13 protein-coding genes and 1 pseudogene are annotated in these 14,859 nt (G+C 58.6%); 6 read left to right on the forward strand and 8 right to left on the reverse strand.

Annotated elements, in window-relative coordinates; all coding sequences use genetic code 11:
* Positions 1-20: 20 nt before the first annotated feature.
* The 3 genes from hspQ to HEQ72_RS04065 form a co-directional block, all read right to left on the reverse strand.
* Positions 21-350 (reverse strand): heat shock protein HspQ, encoded by a 330-nt coding sequence (gene hspQ / locus HEQ72_RS04055; protein ID WP_066134807.1) that lies wholly within the window; start codon positions 348-350, stop codon positions 21-23.
* Between the two features lie 121 nt (positions 351-471).
* Complete coding sequence (locus tag HEQ72_RS04060; protein WP_168022634.1) at positions 472-1,227, reverse strand: DsbA family protein; 756 nt, start codon at positions 1,225-1,227, stop codon at positions 472-474.
* A gap of 50 nt (positions 1,228-1,277) precedes the next feature.
* A complete protein-coding gene (locus tag HEQ72_RS04065; RefSeq protein WP_168019681.1) occupies positions 1,278-2,582 on the reverse strand; it encodes a M48 family metalloprotease in 1,305 nt (434 codons plus the stop codon).
* Between HEQ72_RS04065 and HEQ72_RS04070 the strand changes: the two genes are divergently transcribed.
* Positions 2,581-3,978, forward strand: a complete 1,398-nt coding sequence (locus tag HEQ72_RS04070) for a gamma-glutamyltransferase (RefSeq protein ID WP_245184118.1) — start codon at positions 2,581-2,583, stop codon at positions 3,976-3,978. The two genes, HEQ72_RS04065 and HEQ72_RS04070, sit on opposite strands and share 2 nt — an antisense overlap.
* Positions 3,979-4,018: 40 nt before the next feature.
* Here HEQ72_RS04070 and HEQ72_RS04075 read toward each other — a convergent pair whose 3' ends face one another.
* Entirely contained in the window at positions 4,019-5,125 is a 1,107-nt protein-coding gene (locus tag HEQ72_RS04075; RefSeq protein WP_168022635.1) for an anhydro-N-acetylmuramic acid kinase, read from the reverse strand.
* 103 nt (positions 5,126-5,228) lie between these two features.
* On the opposite strand from HEQ72_RS04075, the gene tyrS reads away from it, so the two are divergent.
* The 4 genes and pseudogenes from tyrS to HEQ72_RS04095 all read left to right on the forward strand — a co-directional run bounded on the left by tyrS (position 5,229) and on the right by HEQ72_RS04095 (position 9,045).
* Positions 5,229-6,506 carry a tyrosine--tRNA ligase gene (tyrS, locus tag HEQ72_RS04080; protein ID WP_168022636.1) on the forward strand — a complete coding sequence of 426 codons (1,278 nt, stop codon included), beginning with the start codon at positions 5,229-5,231 and terminating at the stop codon, positions 6,504-6,506.
* A 254-nt stretch (positions 6,507-6,760) separates the two neighbouring features.
* A pseudogene (locus HEQ72_RS04085) lies at positions 6,761-7,480 on the forward strand (methionine ABC transporter ATP-binding protein); the annotation flags it as partial.
* Positions 7,481-7,541: 61 nt separating this feature from the next.
* Positions 7,542-8,228 (forward strand): methionine ABC transporter permease, encoded by a 687-nt coding sequence (locus HEQ72_RS04090; RefSeq protein WP_066134819.1) that lies wholly within the window; start codon positions 7,542-7,544, stop codon positions 8,226-8,228.
* A gap of 31 nt (positions 8,229-8,259) precedes the next feature.
* Positions 8,260-9,045 carry a MetQ/NlpA family ABC transporter substrate-binding protein gene (locus HEQ72_RS04095; RefSeq protein WP_168022637.1) on the forward strand — a complete coding sequence of 262 codons (786 nt, stop codon included), beginning with the start codon at positions 8,260-8,262 and terminating at the stop codon, positions 9,043-9,045.
* A 95-nt stretch (positions 9,046-9,140) separates the two neighbouring features.
* Here HEQ72_RS04095 and HEQ72_RS04100 read toward each other — a convergent pair whose 3' ends face one another.
* The gene (locus HEQ72_RS04100; RefSeq protein WP_168019673.1) at positions 9,141-9,683 is read right to left on the reverse strand and encodes a hypothetical protein; all 543 of its coding nucleotides are present in this window, start codon (positions 9,681-9,683) and stop codon (positions 9,141-9,143) included.
* Between the two features lie 184 nt (positions 9,684-9,867).
* On the opposite strand from HEQ72_RS04100, the gene HEQ72_RS04105 reads away from it, so the two are divergent.
* A complete protein-coding gene (locus HEQ72_RS04105) occupies positions 9,868-10,227 on the forward strand; it encodes a hypothetical protein (protein WP_168019671.1) in 360 nt (119 codons plus the stop codon).
* Here HEQ72_RS04105 and HEQ72_RS04110 read toward each other — a convergent pair.
* The 3 genes from HEQ72_RS04110 to HEQ72_RS04120 all read right to left on the reverse strand — a co-directional run bounded on the left by HEQ72_RS04110 (position 10,161) and on the right by HEQ72_RS04120 (position 14,764).
* Positions 10,161-11,042 (reverse strand): alpha/beta hydrolase, encoded by an 882-nt coding sequence (locus HEQ72_RS04110; RefSeq protein ID WP_168019669.1) that lies wholly within the window; start codon positions 11,040-11,042, stop codon positions 10,161-10,163. The genes HEQ72_RS04105 and HEQ72_RS04110 overlap by 67 nt on opposite strands.
* Before the next feature lie 3 nt (positions 11,043-11,045).
* A protein-coding gene (prfB, locus tag HEQ72_RS04115) for a peptide chain release factor 2 (protein ID WP_168022638.1) occupies positions 11,046-12,171 on the reverse strand; the annotation gives its coding sequence in 2 pieces (ribosomal slippage) (positions 11,046-12,101 and positions 12,103-12,171; 1,125 coding nt in all).
* 115 nt (positions 12,172-12,286) lie between these two features.
* On the reverse strand, positions 12,287-14,764 hold the full coding sequence (locus HEQ72_RS04120) for a penicillin-binding protein 1A (RefSeq protein ID WP_168022639.1): 2,478 nt from the start codon (positions 14,762-14,764) through the stop codon (positions 12,287-12,289).
* Positions 14,765-14,859 lie beyond the last annotated feature (95 nt).

The following is a 14,859-nucleotide window of genomic DNA, read 5'->3' on the forward strand; positions in this document are numbered from 1 at the left end:
CCGGGGTCAAGCAGAAACAGTCAATTCGGGGTTCCATGGCGCGGGACATAGTGTCCGTCACGCAGGCAGACAAAGTGGCTGTCGACGTCCGGGTGTTCAACGGGATCACCGCTGTTGTCCTCGATCAGGCTTTGTTCAGAAACGTATGCGTGATAGGGACCTTCGGTATTTTCTGCCAGAAGATGGTAGAAGGGCTGGTCTTTCGGAGGGCGCACCTCCTCGGGTATGGCCAGCCACCATTCCTCCGTGTTGGAGAAAATCGGGTCTACATCATAAACCACCCCGCGGAACGGGAAGATCCTGTGCCGGACAATCTGGCCAATTTCGAATCTTGCATGGCGTATGTTCATCGCTCCCCGACAGGCAAGGGCCCGAATCCGGGCCGGTTACGGGATAAGATGTGCCCTGAAGAACAATGATACAGGATATGTCCACGGGGCCTGCAAGCCATGTACGATCAGAAGTACGTGATCAGGATGATTCCCGGGCACTTTTTATGGCCGTCATGAGCGTGTTGGTGTCTACGGCCCCGGGTAGAATCCGGTCGCCAACGACAAAAGCCGGTGTGCCGCGAATACCCAGTGCCGTTGCCAGGGCAATGTTCTTCTCCAGCGTTCCGGCAATAGACTTTTGCTTGATATCCCGGTCAAGGCGCTTCATGTCCAGCCCGGCTTTCTGCGCTGTGTCCCGGATGATGGCTTCGGTCAAGGCGCCGCGGTGCTCCATCATGGCTGTATAGAACGACCGGTATTTTCCCTGCATGTGTGCAGCCAAAGCGGCTTCGGCCGCATTTGTGGACATCGGGCCAAGAACGGGAAGTTCCTTGAAAACAATCCGCACATTCGGATCTTGTTTCAGCACCTCCATCAAGGGTTTGAGCATCCGCTTGCAGTACCCGCACTGATAATCGGAGAAGCTGACGATTGTTACGTCACCCTTGGCGTTGCCCAGAACCGGATCGGCCGTTGAAGCCACCAGTTCGGGACGGCGGGCTTCCAGGACGGAGCGCAGTTCGGTCTCTGCCTGTTCTGCCTGACGTGCCCGCAGGACGTCTATGGCCTCGGTAATGACCTCTGGATGCTCAAGAAGATAGGACCGGATTTCCCGGTGCAGCTCTGTCCTGTCGATCTGGGAAGAGGACCAGGTGGTTGTTGGTAAGGCAATGCCCGAGGCGATCAGGCCGGCAAGGCAAAGGGCAAGGCGACGAAGGAACGGGTACAGGGGCACTGGGGTACTCTCCGGATTTGTGTTTCGGGACGTGAGCAGAGTGGAAAGGCCTACTTCTTGTCAAGCTGGTTCTGCGCTTCCATCTTGATGTCCTGAAGCCTCAGCCACAGGGGATGGCTTTGCCCCAGAAGCTTTTCGGCCTTTCCGGCATGAAAGGACGCCTGCGAGGGGTCACCGGTTTGCAGGGCGTATTCGGCCAGGGCATATGATGCCTGGCCTTCATTCCCGGTGCGTCCCCATGCTGTGCCAAGAAGTCTCCAGCCAAAACTGTTCTCCGGATCACGGGCCAGGGCTGTTCGCAGGACCTGTGCTGCTTCCTTCATGGCTTCGGGTGATCCACTTTCAATCAGGGCATGGCCATAGCTTGTGGCGATCAAGGGCTCGTTGGGCAGCAGTGAGACAGCCTTGCGATAGTTTGGCAGTCCTTCGGCAACACGCCCATTTTCCACCAGCATTTGCCCGCGCAGTTCATGAAAGTAGGGATCGGACGGATACTCTTTCAGAAGGCCGTCAATCAGGGGCAGGGACTTGGCCGTATTTCCACGGCGGAAGTAGGCGATGGCGCGGGCATAGCGTCCCGCGACAGATTGGTCTGTTTCCGGATATTTCTGCAGGGTGCGGCCCTGGGTTTGCAGGAAGGCAAACATCTTGGCCACCATTCTCTTGTGTGCGGCCATCTGTGCCGTTGGTGCATGCGTTGTTGCGGAAGATTGTTCCACATGGGCGGCAACGGCAGATATGCGTTCTGCGTTCAGCGGGTGTGTCCGGACATAGGGATCCTGGCTGGCCGAGGCTAGGTATTCCTGACCTTCCAGGATATGAAAGAATTCCAGAAGCCCCTCTGCGGTTTGCCCGGTCTTGTCCAGGACCTTGAGGGCAAAGGCATCCGCTGAAGCTTCCTGTGTTCTGGAGAAAGAGAAATAGTTCCGGGTTGCCACGCTGGTTCCCAGTGATGTGACGGCCAGCCCGGCATCCGGTCGACCTGATGCCGCACCGATGGCAATACCTGCTGCCAGTGCCGCCAGGCTGGATATGCCGGCTTTTTCCAGGGCATCGATCCGGTTGACAATATGCCCTCCGGCAATATGTCCTGTTTCGTGGGCAATGACGCCGATCAGTTGTTCCGGGTTTTCGGTACGTTCCAGAAGGCCGGAGTGGATGTACATCCGTGATCCGGATGTAACAAAGGCGTTCAGCGACGGGTCATTGATCACCCGTATCCTGACACTGGCCGGTGGAATGCCGCCGGCTCGGAACAGTGGATCGGCATAGGAACGAATGATACTTTCTACTTCGGCATCCCGCAGGATGCCTCCACCCCGTCCGGCCAGGGCATTCCCCGGAATAATCGCCATGGCTGACAATGCCAGGACAGCGTATCGGAACATGCGAGTGATCGAGAAGAATATGTGCACAGTCTTGACCCCGGAAAGAGAAACAAAGCGTAGGGTGGGGATGTTTCCCCGTCAACGGGGGCTGTTTGTGGCGATGGTCATGACAGCCCTGGTCCCGGCTCTGTCCGGATGCTGGGATCCGGCCCGTGACCTGAAAACCGGAACAGTAGGTTATGTAAAAGGTTTTGCTGGCGGGATTGTGGCAGATGAGCCGCGGGCTGTTCTGGTCGGGCGTGATGTGCTGACGGCCGGTGGGTCAGCGGTTGATGCCGCTGTTGCCGCGGGTTTCTCGCTGGCCGTAACCCTGCCGTCATCTGCCGGTATCGGCGGGGGCGGCATCTGCGTGGTGCACGACCGGGCTCAAGGGACAACCGAGGTGCTGGACTTCCTGCCCGGACAGTCTTCTGCAGCCGTGCCAGCCCTGCCGCGTGGCTTGTTTGCCCTGCATGCCCGCTATGGCCGTATGCGGTGGGAAGAAATTCTTGGCCCGGCGGAGCAACTGGCCCGGTTCGGGGAACCCGTTTCCAGGGCACTGGCTGTTGATCTGGGCACGCATGGCGCCGGTCTGGTTCACGATTCCGCAGCGCGTCAGGTTTTTGCCCGGGGTACCGGCGAGCCGGTGCGGGCCGGCGATCATCTGACCCAAATGGATTTGGCGGCCTTCATCGGACGACTGCGCCGGAATCCGGCTGACTTGTATGGTGGTGTCCTGGGGCGCGAGTTTGTTGCCGCATCCAGGCATGCCGGGGCTTCATTGACCCTTGAGCATATGCGGTCGTGGAAGCCGCGCTGGGTCACCCCTGAAACGATCGTGAACGGGCATGATACCCTGTATACACCTCCGATGTCCGGTGCCGGTGGCAGCATTCATGATGCCTGGATCAAGCGTGCCGTTGCGCCCGTTGCAGGGCTGAACGGCGGTGGTACCGGTTTTGTAGTGGTTGATCCGTCCGGTTCAGCCGTGGCGTGTGCGTTGACCATGCGCAAGCCGTTCGGAACCGGGCGGATGGTCCCCGGTTTTGGAAGCTTCCTGACACCTGCGTCCGGTGGCGATACGCCTCTGGCGGTTGCGTTGGCCATCAATGACCATGTCAACGAATTCCGCTCCGGTATTGCGGCGGCGGGTGCCGGGGCTGCCGGAAATGCGGTTGCCGTCTTGTCGTCCGCGCTGGGCAAAGGTGGGGATGATGTGCTGCCGAAATCCGTGATGGCACTCTCTTCGTCGGCCTCTGGTCCGGCCTTGGTCTCTGCCCTGCATTGTGACCGCGGCTTGCCGCCCTGGCCCGGCTCGTGTCGTGTAGCTGCGGACAGTCGCGGTGCCGGTTATGGCCTGCTGATTGGACGCCGTAGCGAATAGTTCCTTGTTTTGTATTGCGGGAACCCGGCTGGGCTGTTGCTCAGCCGGGTTTTTCGTGCCCCGGTACAGGGGCAAGGCGCCCTCCGGTCATTGGGCGGGGGCAGCCGGTTGTACCGGGGAAACTTTGCGGCAGCCCCCTGATATGGCGCACGGCCAGAAAGGCAAAAGCCTGTGCTTCCAGGGCATCGCCGTTCCATCCGACAGCTTCAACCGGATCAACGTTCCCAAGGGTTGCCCGCAGCCCGGACATCAGCGCGGGATTGTGGCGTCCTCCCCCGCAGACCAGCCATCGGTCTGGAGGTGTCGGCATCCAGCGCAGTGCCAGGCGGACACTTTCAACGGTGAATGCTGTCAGGGTTGCGGCGCCGTCAGTCGCACCCAGAGAGTTAATGTGGCGCATCATGCCCGCAAAATCATCCCTGTCCAGGGACTTGGGGGGTGGCTTGTGGAACCATGGGTCATCCAGCATGGTGGCCAGGGCCTTGTGGTCAACGGTTCCGGCCTTGGCCAAGGTACCGTCGGTATCAGCCGGTATGCCGGTATGGCGCTGGGCCCAATCGTCGAGCAGGGCATTGCCCGGCCCGGTGTCAAACGCCATCAGGGGCCCCCGGGGTGTGATGACCGTGGCATTTGCCACCCCGCCGATATTGAGCACCACCGTTGTATCGGCCACAGATCCCAGCAGGGCCTGATGATAGACCGGTACCAGTGGCGCCCCCTGTCCTCCGGCAGAGACATCGGCACTGCGGAAGTCAAAGACAACCGGTGTACCAGTCAGGGCTGCCAGTCGCGCACCATCCCCGATCTGCCGGGTTTGTCGTTGCTGGGGCCGGTGCAGGATGGTTTGGCCGTGAAAGCCGATAATCCCGATGTCCTGCGCGCCCAGCCCTGCTTTCTCCAGCAGGGCTGATACGGCCCGGGCGTGTACGTCGGTCAGGGTTTGTTCTGCAAGCCGGACCTGTTCTGTGTTGTCCTTCTCCCCCAGGATCCCGCGCAGTGTATCGCGGAAACCATCCGGCCAAGGTTGGGTCAGGAAAGGGCCAAAAGCGTGGACCCGCTCACCATCCGTTTCGATCAGGGCGGCATCCACACCGTCCAGCGACGTGCCGCTCATCAGTCCCAAGGCGCGGCAGGGCAGGTGAAGCATTGAGGTTCCGGCTCCGTTGTCGTGTCTGGGCAGGTATGCTAAAGCTTGCCCCCTGTCCTGATTTCTACCCCTGTTTTGACTGCTGTACAAAAGGAACCTGTCGATGAATACCGCTGTTTACACCCCCCGCTCTGAATTTCTTCGGGTGGTGAGCGAGCGGGGCTATTTTCACCAGTGTACCGACCTGGCAAACCTTGACAATGCCTTGTGTGCCGGGGTTGTACCGGGTTATATCGGCTTTGACTGCACGGCCGACAGTTTGCACGTTGGTTCCCTGATCCAGATCATGCTTCTGCGCTGGCTTCAGAAGACCGGGCACAAGCCGGTGGTTCTGATGGGCGGCGGTACAACGCGTATCGGTGACCCTTCTGGCAAGGACGAAGCCCGTCGCCTGCTGTCCAATGAGCAGATTACGGCAAACATGGCCGGTATTCGCAAGGTGTTTGCCCGTTATCTGACGTTTGGTGATGCTGCCACCGACGCCATGATGGTGGACAACAATGACTGGCTGTCCGGTATCGATTACATCACGTTTCTGCGTGAGTACGGTGTCCACTTCACTATCAACCGGATGCTGTCCTTTGATTCAGTCCGTTTGCGTCTGGACCGGGAACAGCCGCTGACGTTCCTGGAATTCAACTACATGATCCTTCAGGCGTATGACTTCTGCGAGCTGGCCCGGCGGAAAGGGGTGCGCCTGCAAATGGGGGGATCCGACCAATGGGGCAATATCGTCAACGGGGTGGAACTGACGCGGCGCGTGCAGGGTGGTACAGAGTCGTATCGTGAGGTGTTTGGTCTGACCTCGCCGCTTCTGACAACAGCATCCGGTGCCAAGATGGGGAAATCAGCCAGCGGCGCCGTGTGGCTGAACGAGGAGCGCTTGCCGGCCTATGACTTCTGGCAGTACTGGCGCAACACCGAGGATGCGGACGTCGGGCGTTTCCTGCGCCTGTTTACGGAGTTGCCCCTGGATGAAATTGCACGTCTTGAGTCTTTGCAGGGGGCTGAAATCAACGAAGCCAAGAAGATTCTGGCAGATGCGGTTACAGCTTTGGCCCGTGGTGATGAGGCAGCGGTTGCGGCGCGCCGTACCGCCGAGGAAACGTTTGAACGCGGCCGTGCCGGTGATGATCTGCCATCGGTGTCGCTGGATGGTTCTGCCTTGGACGCGGGCGTTTCTGTCCTTGATGTTCTGGTTGCAACCGGGTTGGCAGCATCCAAGGGCGAGGCCCGGCGTTTAGTGCGTGGTGGGGGTGTTCGCCTTAATGATACCCGCGTTGGGGACGAGGCCTTTTGTCTGACGCGGACGGATCTGGTGGATGGTGCTGTGCGTCTTTCGGCAGGCAAAAAGAAGCACGCATTGGTGCGTCTGGGCTGATTGCCTGCCTTCCGGGTGCGGTTGGATTCCGGCTTTCTGGCGGAAACCCAACCGCACGGTTTTGTCCTTCCGGATATTTTGTACTTTTAGGGCTTGATTGTATGCTTTCTTTCCGCTAACGTGTGTACACAGCGCCGATTTGCTTCTCAGCTTGCGGGCGCTTAATAAATGCGGCTAAAGCGAGTGCACGGGAATACCCAAAGCGCCGCAGGCAGCAAGGCTTGGCGGTTTTTTTGTTGCCCGGAGGATCCTGAATGATCCGTCTTGTTGATTTGTGCAAGGTATATCCTGCCCGCAAGGGCACTTTGCCTCATGCTGCCCTGAAGGGCATCACCCTGACCGTAGGGGAAGGGGAGGTCTTTGGTATTATCGGTCGTTCCGGTGCCGGGAAATCAACCTTGTTGCGGACGATCAATGTTCTTGAGCGCCCGACCAGCGGCTTGGTGGAAGTTGATGGCATCGATGTCCTGGCCCTGAGCAAGAGGGAACTTCCCCTGTTTCGTCGTCGGGTCGGGATGGTTTTCCAGCACTTTAATCTGTTGTCCTCGCGCACGGTGTTCCAGAACATCGCTTTGCCACTGGAGCTGGCGGGGGCCTCGCGTGCCGATATAAAGGCGGCGGTGGAGCCGCTCCTGCCTTTGGTCGGACTGGCAGACAAGCGTGACCGTTATCCGTCGGAACTATCCGGTGGACAAAAGCAACGGGTTGGCATTGCGCGGGCCTTGGCCAGCAAGCCCCATGTTCTGCTGTGTGACGAGGTAACCTCGGCTCTTGATCCGGAGACCACACGCCAGATCCTGCGCCTTTTGAAAGATATCAACCGGCGTCTTAACCTGACCATGGTGGTGATCACCCACGAAATGGAGGTGGTACGCCTTTTGTGTGACAAGGTTGCCGTCATGGACCACGGTGAAGTGGTGGAAAGCGGTACGACAGCCGATGTTTTTGCTGACCCCCGTCACCCGGTGACCCGTTTGCTGCTTGCGCATGGTCACGAGGAAGAAGACGGCAATGTGATTCCCCTGGAGAACGGCCATGCCTTCGATTCACGAACTGCTGCTCGATAGTGCCACGATCGGCATCTTGTGGGAGGCAACCCTGCAGACGCTGTACATGGTCTCGGTGTCCCTGTTCCTGAGTGTGCTGCTTGGTGCTCCGCTTGGGGTGCTGTTGGCCACAAGCCGTCGGGGTGAGCTCTTCGAGATGCCTTGGTTCCAGGTTGTGGTTGGGCCGGTTGTCAATGCCGCCCGGTCGGTGCCCTTTATTATTCTGGCCGTCGCCATTATTCCGTTTACACGGCTGGTGGCCGGGACCTCTATCGGGACAACGGCGGCAATTGTTCCGTTAACCGTGGCCGCAGTACCCTTTCTGGCCCGTATTGTCGAGGGGGCTGTGCGCGAGGTAGATGCCGGTCTGGTTGAAGCTGCCCAGGCAATGGGCGCAAGGCCCTTGCAGGTGGTGTTCAAGGTATTGCTCCCCGAAGCCCTGCCGGGTTTGATCCACGGTATTACCCTCGCCTTGGTGGCGATGATTGGGTACTCCGCCATGGTGGGTGCTGTTGGCGGGGGTGGTCTTGGGGATTTGGGAATCCGTTATGGTTATCAGCGCTTCCGTCCGGACGTGATGATTGCCGTGGTGGTGGTCCTGGTGGCTCTGGTGCAGGGGCTCCAGACACTGGGGGACTGGTTGGCCCGCAAGGCTGACAAACGAAATATCCAGTAACGGGATACGCAGATTATAAAGGGGTTCTACAATGCGTTTGTATGGTGTTCTGGCTGCGGCCGCTGTTGTTACAGGTACCCTGATTTCTCTTGCCCAAGCCAAGGAGATCCGTATTGGCGTGACGCCAGGCTCGCACGAACAGGTTGTCGAGAAGGTGGCCGAGCTGATCAAGACGAAAGGGCATACCCTGAAGATTATCACCTTCAGCGACTATATTCTGCCCAACCAGGCTTTGGCCAACGGTGATCTTGATGCCAACAGCTTCCAGCATGTTCCGTATCTGGAACAGCAGAAAAAGGGGCTGGGGGTTGATCTGGCCGTGGCCGGGACAAACTTTGTCGAGCCAATGGGGGTTTACGCGCGCACGGTGCGGTCCCTGTCCGACCTGAAAGAGGGGGCAAAGGTTGCCATCCCCAATGATCCATCCAATGGTGGCCGGGCGTTGCTCCTGCTGGCAGCCAAGGGCGTGATAACCGTCAATCCGTCTGCCGGCATGACGCCCGGTGCGGCGGATGTGACCGGCAATCCGAAAAAACTGAAATTCATAGAACTGGATGCCGCCCAGCTGCCACGTTCCCTAGATGATGTTGATATTGCGGCGATCAACACCAACTATGCCCTGGAGGCGGGCCTCAACCCGCTGAAAGATGCTATTGTGATTGAAGATGCCAGCAGCCCGTATGCCAATATTATTGTCGTCCGGTCAAAGGACAAGGACGAGGGCTGGGTCAAGGATCTGGTGGCAGCCTATCAGTCAGAAGACATTCGTACCTTCATCCGGGATACCTTCAAGGGGGCGATTGTTCCGGCGTTCTGATCCGTTTGTTTCCGCGAAACAGCGCCCCGATGTGGGCGCTGTTTTTTATGGCGCAAGAGCGCAGGCGCTATAACACGGTCGCCCTGTTCGTGTTTTCAGGGGGCAACCTGGTCGCGCAGGCCCTGTAGCCATGACAGTCTCTGTTCTGCCCGCAGTATTTCTTCATCCAGCCAGCGTGTCATGTAGCCGGAATCAGCGGCTGTCGCATCGCGCAGATCAGCCAGTCGGGCCAAGCCTGTTTCCTGTGTTTCCACCAGAAGATCAACCTGTTCACGCTGATCTTCCGGGGGAAGGAGGTGGAGGAAACGGAACTTCAGTGCAGTGACAAGCTTGGACAGATCGCTGGCAGGCCGCAGGGGGGCTGTCATCAGGGTACGGAATGCATTCCGGCCGGCCTCTGTTATGGCAACACGCGCGTTGTCTTCCATGCCCTTTCCATCCAAAGGTTCAATCAGTCCTTCGTAGCGCAGCAGCTCTACTGACGTCCCCATCAGCTCCAGCGATGGACCGGACAGCCGCGTAATAAAAAGTCGTGCAGAGGAGGCCAGATCAGCGTAATGCATGGTACTCTGGTATACAGTTCCCAGAATGCACAAGCGTATGGCTTCGCGCGGGGTCAGGGTTTTGTCGGAAAACATCAGGTACGCTCCGGGAAGGCAGAACCGAACAAGGATACGCTCACTATAGGGCTGTTGTGACCCGGAATCCACATCATTTATGATAATGATAACTAATATCAATAAGGGTGGTGATGGCGTCCCTGTTGCTCCATCTTGTCTTGAGGGGTAAGAAGGACATTCTTTTACAGGCAGGAGTAATACTGTGCGGTCTGTGTGTCGGAAAGTGATGGTTCTGGGGTCCGTATGTTTGCTGGCGGTCTCTGTGGCCGGTTGTACCGGGGCACCATGGGTTGACAGCCGGCGTGAGGCTGGATCCCCCGGCAAGCAGGTTGGGGCTTCGACCATGGATCGCATTGTGATCTGCCACGTTTCGGATGAAGATCCAGCTGTTCTGCAGGACATGGCGGATGCGCAGTGCCGCAGAACCGGTCGGACAGCCCTGTTTTCCCATACATCACACTGGCAATGTTCGGTCGCAACACCGCATCGCAGTTATTACAAGTGCTCCGGCGCAGGCAGTGATCCTGAGCCCGAAGCAGCGGATCCGGATTCCCGGGAATAGAGCTGGTCGTGTATCCAGCTGATGGCGATCACACCGGCCCCGTGGTCATACAGATTGGCATGTTCGCCGTCAGGGAACGTAATTCTTTGCTTGGGGCCGGGGTGTGCTTCCAGAAGTTCCTGGCTGTGCGTGTGGGGCACCGTTTCATCTTTCTCGCCGTGCAGCAGCAGAACCGGTGCCCGTACTTGACCGATACGGCGCAGTGACGTAAAGCGGTCAAGTGCGACAGCCCGGGCCGGAAGCCATGGATAAATTCCTTGGGCGACATCCGGGATACTGGTAAAGGCGGCCTCCAGAATCAGCCCACGAGGCGGATGTTCGGTAGCAAGCCAGGTGGCCACACCGCTTCCCAGCGACTCACCATGATAGAAAAGACGATTTTCACGCACGCCTTCTTCCAGAACATAGTTGCGTGCCGCTACCGCATCGATCCGCAGGCCATCTTCGCTGGGGGAGCCGGGATTTCCGCCAAATCCCCGATAATCCGGTGCCATGACGCCAAAGCCGGCATCCAGATACAGGCGGATCTTGCGGGCTACCCACGCCCGGTTTCCCGAATTGCCGTGAAAGATAATGACAGTCGCTGCCTCTTCCGACGGGGGTGGAGACCACCAGGCCGCAAGAGCCAACCCGTCGGTTGTGCGGAACAGGATTTCACGCATTTCCGGCACATCATTGGCCTTTGGCGGGGCCGGTATTCCTTCCGGCTTATACAGAAGGTGACGCTGGAAGGCGAACATGCCAAAAACAGCCAGAACATAGAGGGCAATACCAATGCCCAGTGTTGCCCCTGCTATGTTGACCAAGTTGTTCATTGTCTATCCGCTGTTGGCCGTGTCGGCGTATCCCTTGATCTTCTGTGCCAGTGATGCTGCCATGAACGGATCAAGATCGCCATCCAGAACACCCTGGGTATCGGATGTTTCAAGGCTGGTCCGCAGGTCCTTGACCATCTGGTAGGGTTGCAGCACGTACGAACGGATCTGATGCCCCCAGCCAATGTCTGTCTTGGCGTCCTGCTCGGCCTGGCTTGCCGCTTCGCGTTTCTGGAGTTCCAGCTCGTACAGGCGGGCTTTCAGCATTTTCCAGCAGGCATCGCGGTTCTGGTGCTGCGACCGTTGTGTCTGACAGGCCACGACAACACCTGTTGGTATGTGGGTAATACGCACGGCGGATTCGGTCCTGTTGACGTGCTGTCCACCCGCCCCTGATGCCCGGTAGGTATCGATCCGGCAATCGCTTTCGGCAATCTCGATCTCGATGTTGTCATCAACAACCGGGTAGACCCATACCGACGAGAACGAGGTATGCCGTCTGGCCGAGCTGTCAAACGGTGAAATGCGTACCAGCCGGTGCACGCCACTTTCGGTTTTCAGCCAGCCATAGGCATTGTGCCCCTTGACCTGAAGGGTGACAGACTTGATGCCAGCTTCTTCACCTTCCGATTCCTCGAGAATCTCGACGCTGTAGCCGTGTTTCTCGCACCAGCGGGTATACATGCGCATCAGGATGTTGGCCCAGTCCTGGGCTTCGGTACCGCCGGCCCCCGCATTGATTTCCAGATAGGCGTCATTGGCGTCTGCCTCGCCGGAGAGCAGGCTTTCCAGCTGGCGCTTCTCGGTCTCCGCGTGAACCTGGCGCAGGGCGGCCAGTCCTTCCTCGACGGTTGGCTCATCACCTTCAGACTCGCCAAGTTCAACCAAGGTGCAGGCGTCCTCAAACTCCTCTTCCAGCTTGCGAAATCTGGTCAGGGCTTGTTCCAGGCGGGTGCGTTCCTGCATCACCTTCTGGGCTTCAGCCGGTTTGTCCCACAGTGCCGGGTTTTCAGCCAAGGCGTTCAGTTCATCCAGTCGGAGGTGGGCTGTATCCCAGTCAAAGATGCCTCCTCAGCAGGGCCATTGCCTGCTTGATCTCATCGGCCATCGCCTGTGCTTCAGCGCGCATGGTTTCGTATCTTTCCTGTTCGCTTTTATGTCCGTGTCCGGCATTGCACCTGACGGAGGAGGGTTTTATGGCATCTTGCCCGTGGTATCAACCCTGCGGCATGGGATACCTGCATTCAGTACAGCCCGCCGGCCCGGGGTTGGCCATCCTGGCGGGGCGGGGGGCGTTTTGCACTGTCGGCTGGTTCGCGGTACACATCGGCAGGGCCAAGAAGTGCGTCTTCGTCGGTAATGACGGCATCGTCCTGGCTTTCAACGCTTTCTGCCATGGCTGCCGATCCGTCAACAACGGCGCCGGTGGTAAAGCCCGGGCTGTTGCCGACCTTGAACGCTTCCTGGACGACATCGCTGTCACCAGGCATGGCCAGGCGGCCGCTGCGGTGATCCACCCGGACCAGCTGGATCCCGCGTGGGACCGCGAAGGGGCGTACCGGCTTTCCTTTCAGGGCCTCTTTCATGAAATCGTGGAAGATTGGCAGGGCTGTACTGGCACCTGTTTCCCGCTGTCCCAGTGACTTGGGTTCATCAAACCCGACAAAGGCGCCAACAACCAGATCCGGGGTAAATCCGACGAACCAGGTGTCGTTGCTGTCATTTGTGGTTCCGGTTTTGCCCGCCATGGGAACCCCGAGCGGTGCGAGGCGACGTGCCGTACCATATTGGACCGCACCTTCCAGAATATGCACGATCTGGTACACACTGCGTGGATCTGCAATCTGTTCCCGGTAATCCGGGATTTCCGGCATCGGCTGTCCTGTCCAGAACACATCCCGGCAATCCGGGCATGGGCGTGTGTCATGCCGGTATACTGTTGTGCCGCTACGATCCTGGATTCGGTCGATCAGGGTTGGTGTGATCCGTTTTCCGCCGTTGGCCAGCATGGCATACGCTGTTGTCAAGCGCAGAACCGTGGTTTCCCCGGCCCCGAGGGATGAAGCCAGATTGCGTGGGAACTTCCGGTCGATGCCGAAGATTTCAGCGGTGTGTGCAACCTTGTCCATGCCGGTGGCCTGGGCCAGGCGGATGGTCATCAGGTTTCTGGATTTCTCCAGCCCGACCCTCAGGGTGGTTGGGCCATAGTATTGGCCGGAGTAGTTTTTAGGTTTCCAGAGCGGCAGGCCCGGGCCCTGGTCGTACACAAAGGGGGCGTCCATGATCAGGGTTGACGGGCTGAATCCCGACTCAAGGGCAGCCAGATAGATAAACGGCTTCAAGGCCGATCCCGGCTGGCGCAGGGCTTGTGTGGCGCGGTTGAACTCCGACCGTTCGGACGAAAAGCCACCCACCATGGCCAGAACGCGTCCGGTATGGGGATCCATGGCCACAAGCGCCCCCTCTACCTTGGGGATTTGTTCCAGGCTGTATTCATGTGCCCGGTTGGTTTCCCCAACCAGGATGATATCGCCAACCTTGACGATAGCGCCCGGGCTTTGCGCCCGTGTCCATTTCATGGACTGAAAGGAAACAGTTCCGGTGCTGCCGTCGGCAAAGCCAACCACGACCCGTTCCCGTTCAACCTTCAGAACGGCGGCCAGTCCCCAATGTTCGGGTGTGCCAAGGGGGGGGCGGAATGTGCCCAGAACCTGTTTCCAGGCACCCGGGTCAGCCAGCTCTGCCAGAACACCCCGCCAGCCATGGCGGCGGTCATAGGCAATAAGGCCGTTGTGCAGGGCTTTTTCAGCAAGGTGTTGGTAGATAGGGTCCAGTGTTGTCCTGACGGCAAGGCCGCCCTTGTAAAGGGAATTCTCGCCATAGCGGGCGACAATCTGCCGGCGGACTTCTTCTGCAAAGAAATCAGCGCCCTGGACATACTCTGTTTCATCGCGGTCCTTGGTTTCCAGGGGGTCTGCCAGTGCTGCGGTGGCTTCTTCCGGGCTGACGTTGCCGTCTTCCAGCATTCTCATGATGACCCAGTTGCGTCGCTCCAGGGCAGCGGCGTGTTTGCGTACCGGGTGATAGTTGTTTGGGGCCTTGGGGACAGCGGCCAGATAGGCTGCTTCGGCAACGGTGAGCTGATCCAGCGTTTTGTTGAAGTAATTCAGGGCTGCTGCTGCTACGCCATAGGAACCGTAGCCAAGATAGATTTCGTTCAGGTACAGCTCCAGAATATGATCCTTGGAGAATGCCTGCTCGATACGCAGGGCCAGAATGGCTTCCTTGATCTTGCGCTCTATGGATACTTCGTTGGTCAGCAGAAAGTTCTTGGCGACCTGTTGCGTGATTGTAGAGGCCCCAACCGGGCGTTTGTCGGAACCGAAATTGCGGGCATTGACGATAACCGCGCGGGCCAAGCCTGTCAGATCCAGGCCGTAGTGCTGGTAAAAGTTCTTGTCTTCAGCGGACAGGAAGGCATCGACAACCCGGCGGGGTACGGCGGAGACAGGGACAAAAACCCGTTTTTCGACAGCATATTCAGTGATCAGCCGCCCGTCGCCGGCATAAAGGCGCGTTGTGATCGGTGGCTGGTAGTCAGCCAGCTGCCGATAGTCCGGCAGATCACGTCCAAAGTGCCACAGAACGCTGCCAACAACAGCGATCCCGGCGATAATGGACAAAAGCAACAAACTGAAAACAACGACCAGAACCCTGGACATGGCGGGTATACCTTTGTTTCACGGCGCCGCTGCCGCAGATGCCTATACGTCTGAGAAGCCGAACACTATAGCGGCTGAAGGTCACGCCAGCTACC

It is taken from the genome of Haematospirillum sp. 15-248, from assembly GCF_012102665.1.
Classification (GTDB): domain Bacteria; phylum Pseudomonadota; class Alphaproteobacteria; order Rhodospirillales; family Rhodospirillaceae; genus Haematospirillum.

Bases quoted from the DNA above. Each gene is read 5' to 3' on its own strand.
- HEQ72_RS04090 (WP_066134819.1), top strand. From the start codon at position 7,542: ATGCCTTCGATTCACGAACTGCTGCTCGATAGTGCCACGATCGGCATC.
- tyrS (WP_168022636.1), top strand. From the start codon at position 5,229: ATGAATACCGCTGTTTACACCCCCCGCTCTGAATTTCTTCGGGTGGTG.
- HEQ72_RS04075 (WP_168022635.1), bottom strand. From the start codon at position 5,125: ATGCTTCACCTGCCCTGCCGCGCCTTGGGACTGATGAGCGGCACGTCG.
- HEQ72_RS04100 (WP_168019673.1), bottom strand. From the start codon at position 9,683: ATGTTTTCCGACAAAACCCTGACCCCGCGCGAAGCCATACGCTTGTGC.
- hspQ (WP_066134807.1), bottom strand. From the start codon at position 350: ATGAACATACGCCATGCAAGATTCGAAATTGGCCAGATTGTCCGGCAC.
- HEQ72_RS04110 (WP_168019669.1), bottom strand. From the start codon at position 11,042: ATGAACAACTTGGTCAACATAGCAGGGGCAACACTGGGCATTGGTATT.
- HEQ72_RS04095 (WP_168022637.1), top strand. From the start codon at position 8,260: ATGCGTTTGTATGGTGTTCTGGCTGCGGCCGCTGTTGTTACAGGTACC.
- HEQ72_RS04070 (WP_245184118.1), top strand. From the start codon at position 2,581: ATGGCTGACAATGCCAGGACAGCGTATCGGAACATGCGAGTGATCGAG.
- HEQ72_RS04065 (WP_168019681.1), bottom strand. From the start codon at position 2,582: ATGGCGATTATTCCGGGGAATGCCCTGGCCGGACGGGGTGGAGGCATC.
- HEQ72_RS04120 (WP_168022639.1), bottom strand. From the start codon at position 14,764: ATGTCCAGGGTTCTGGTCGTTGTTTTCAGTTTGTTGCTTTTGTCCATT.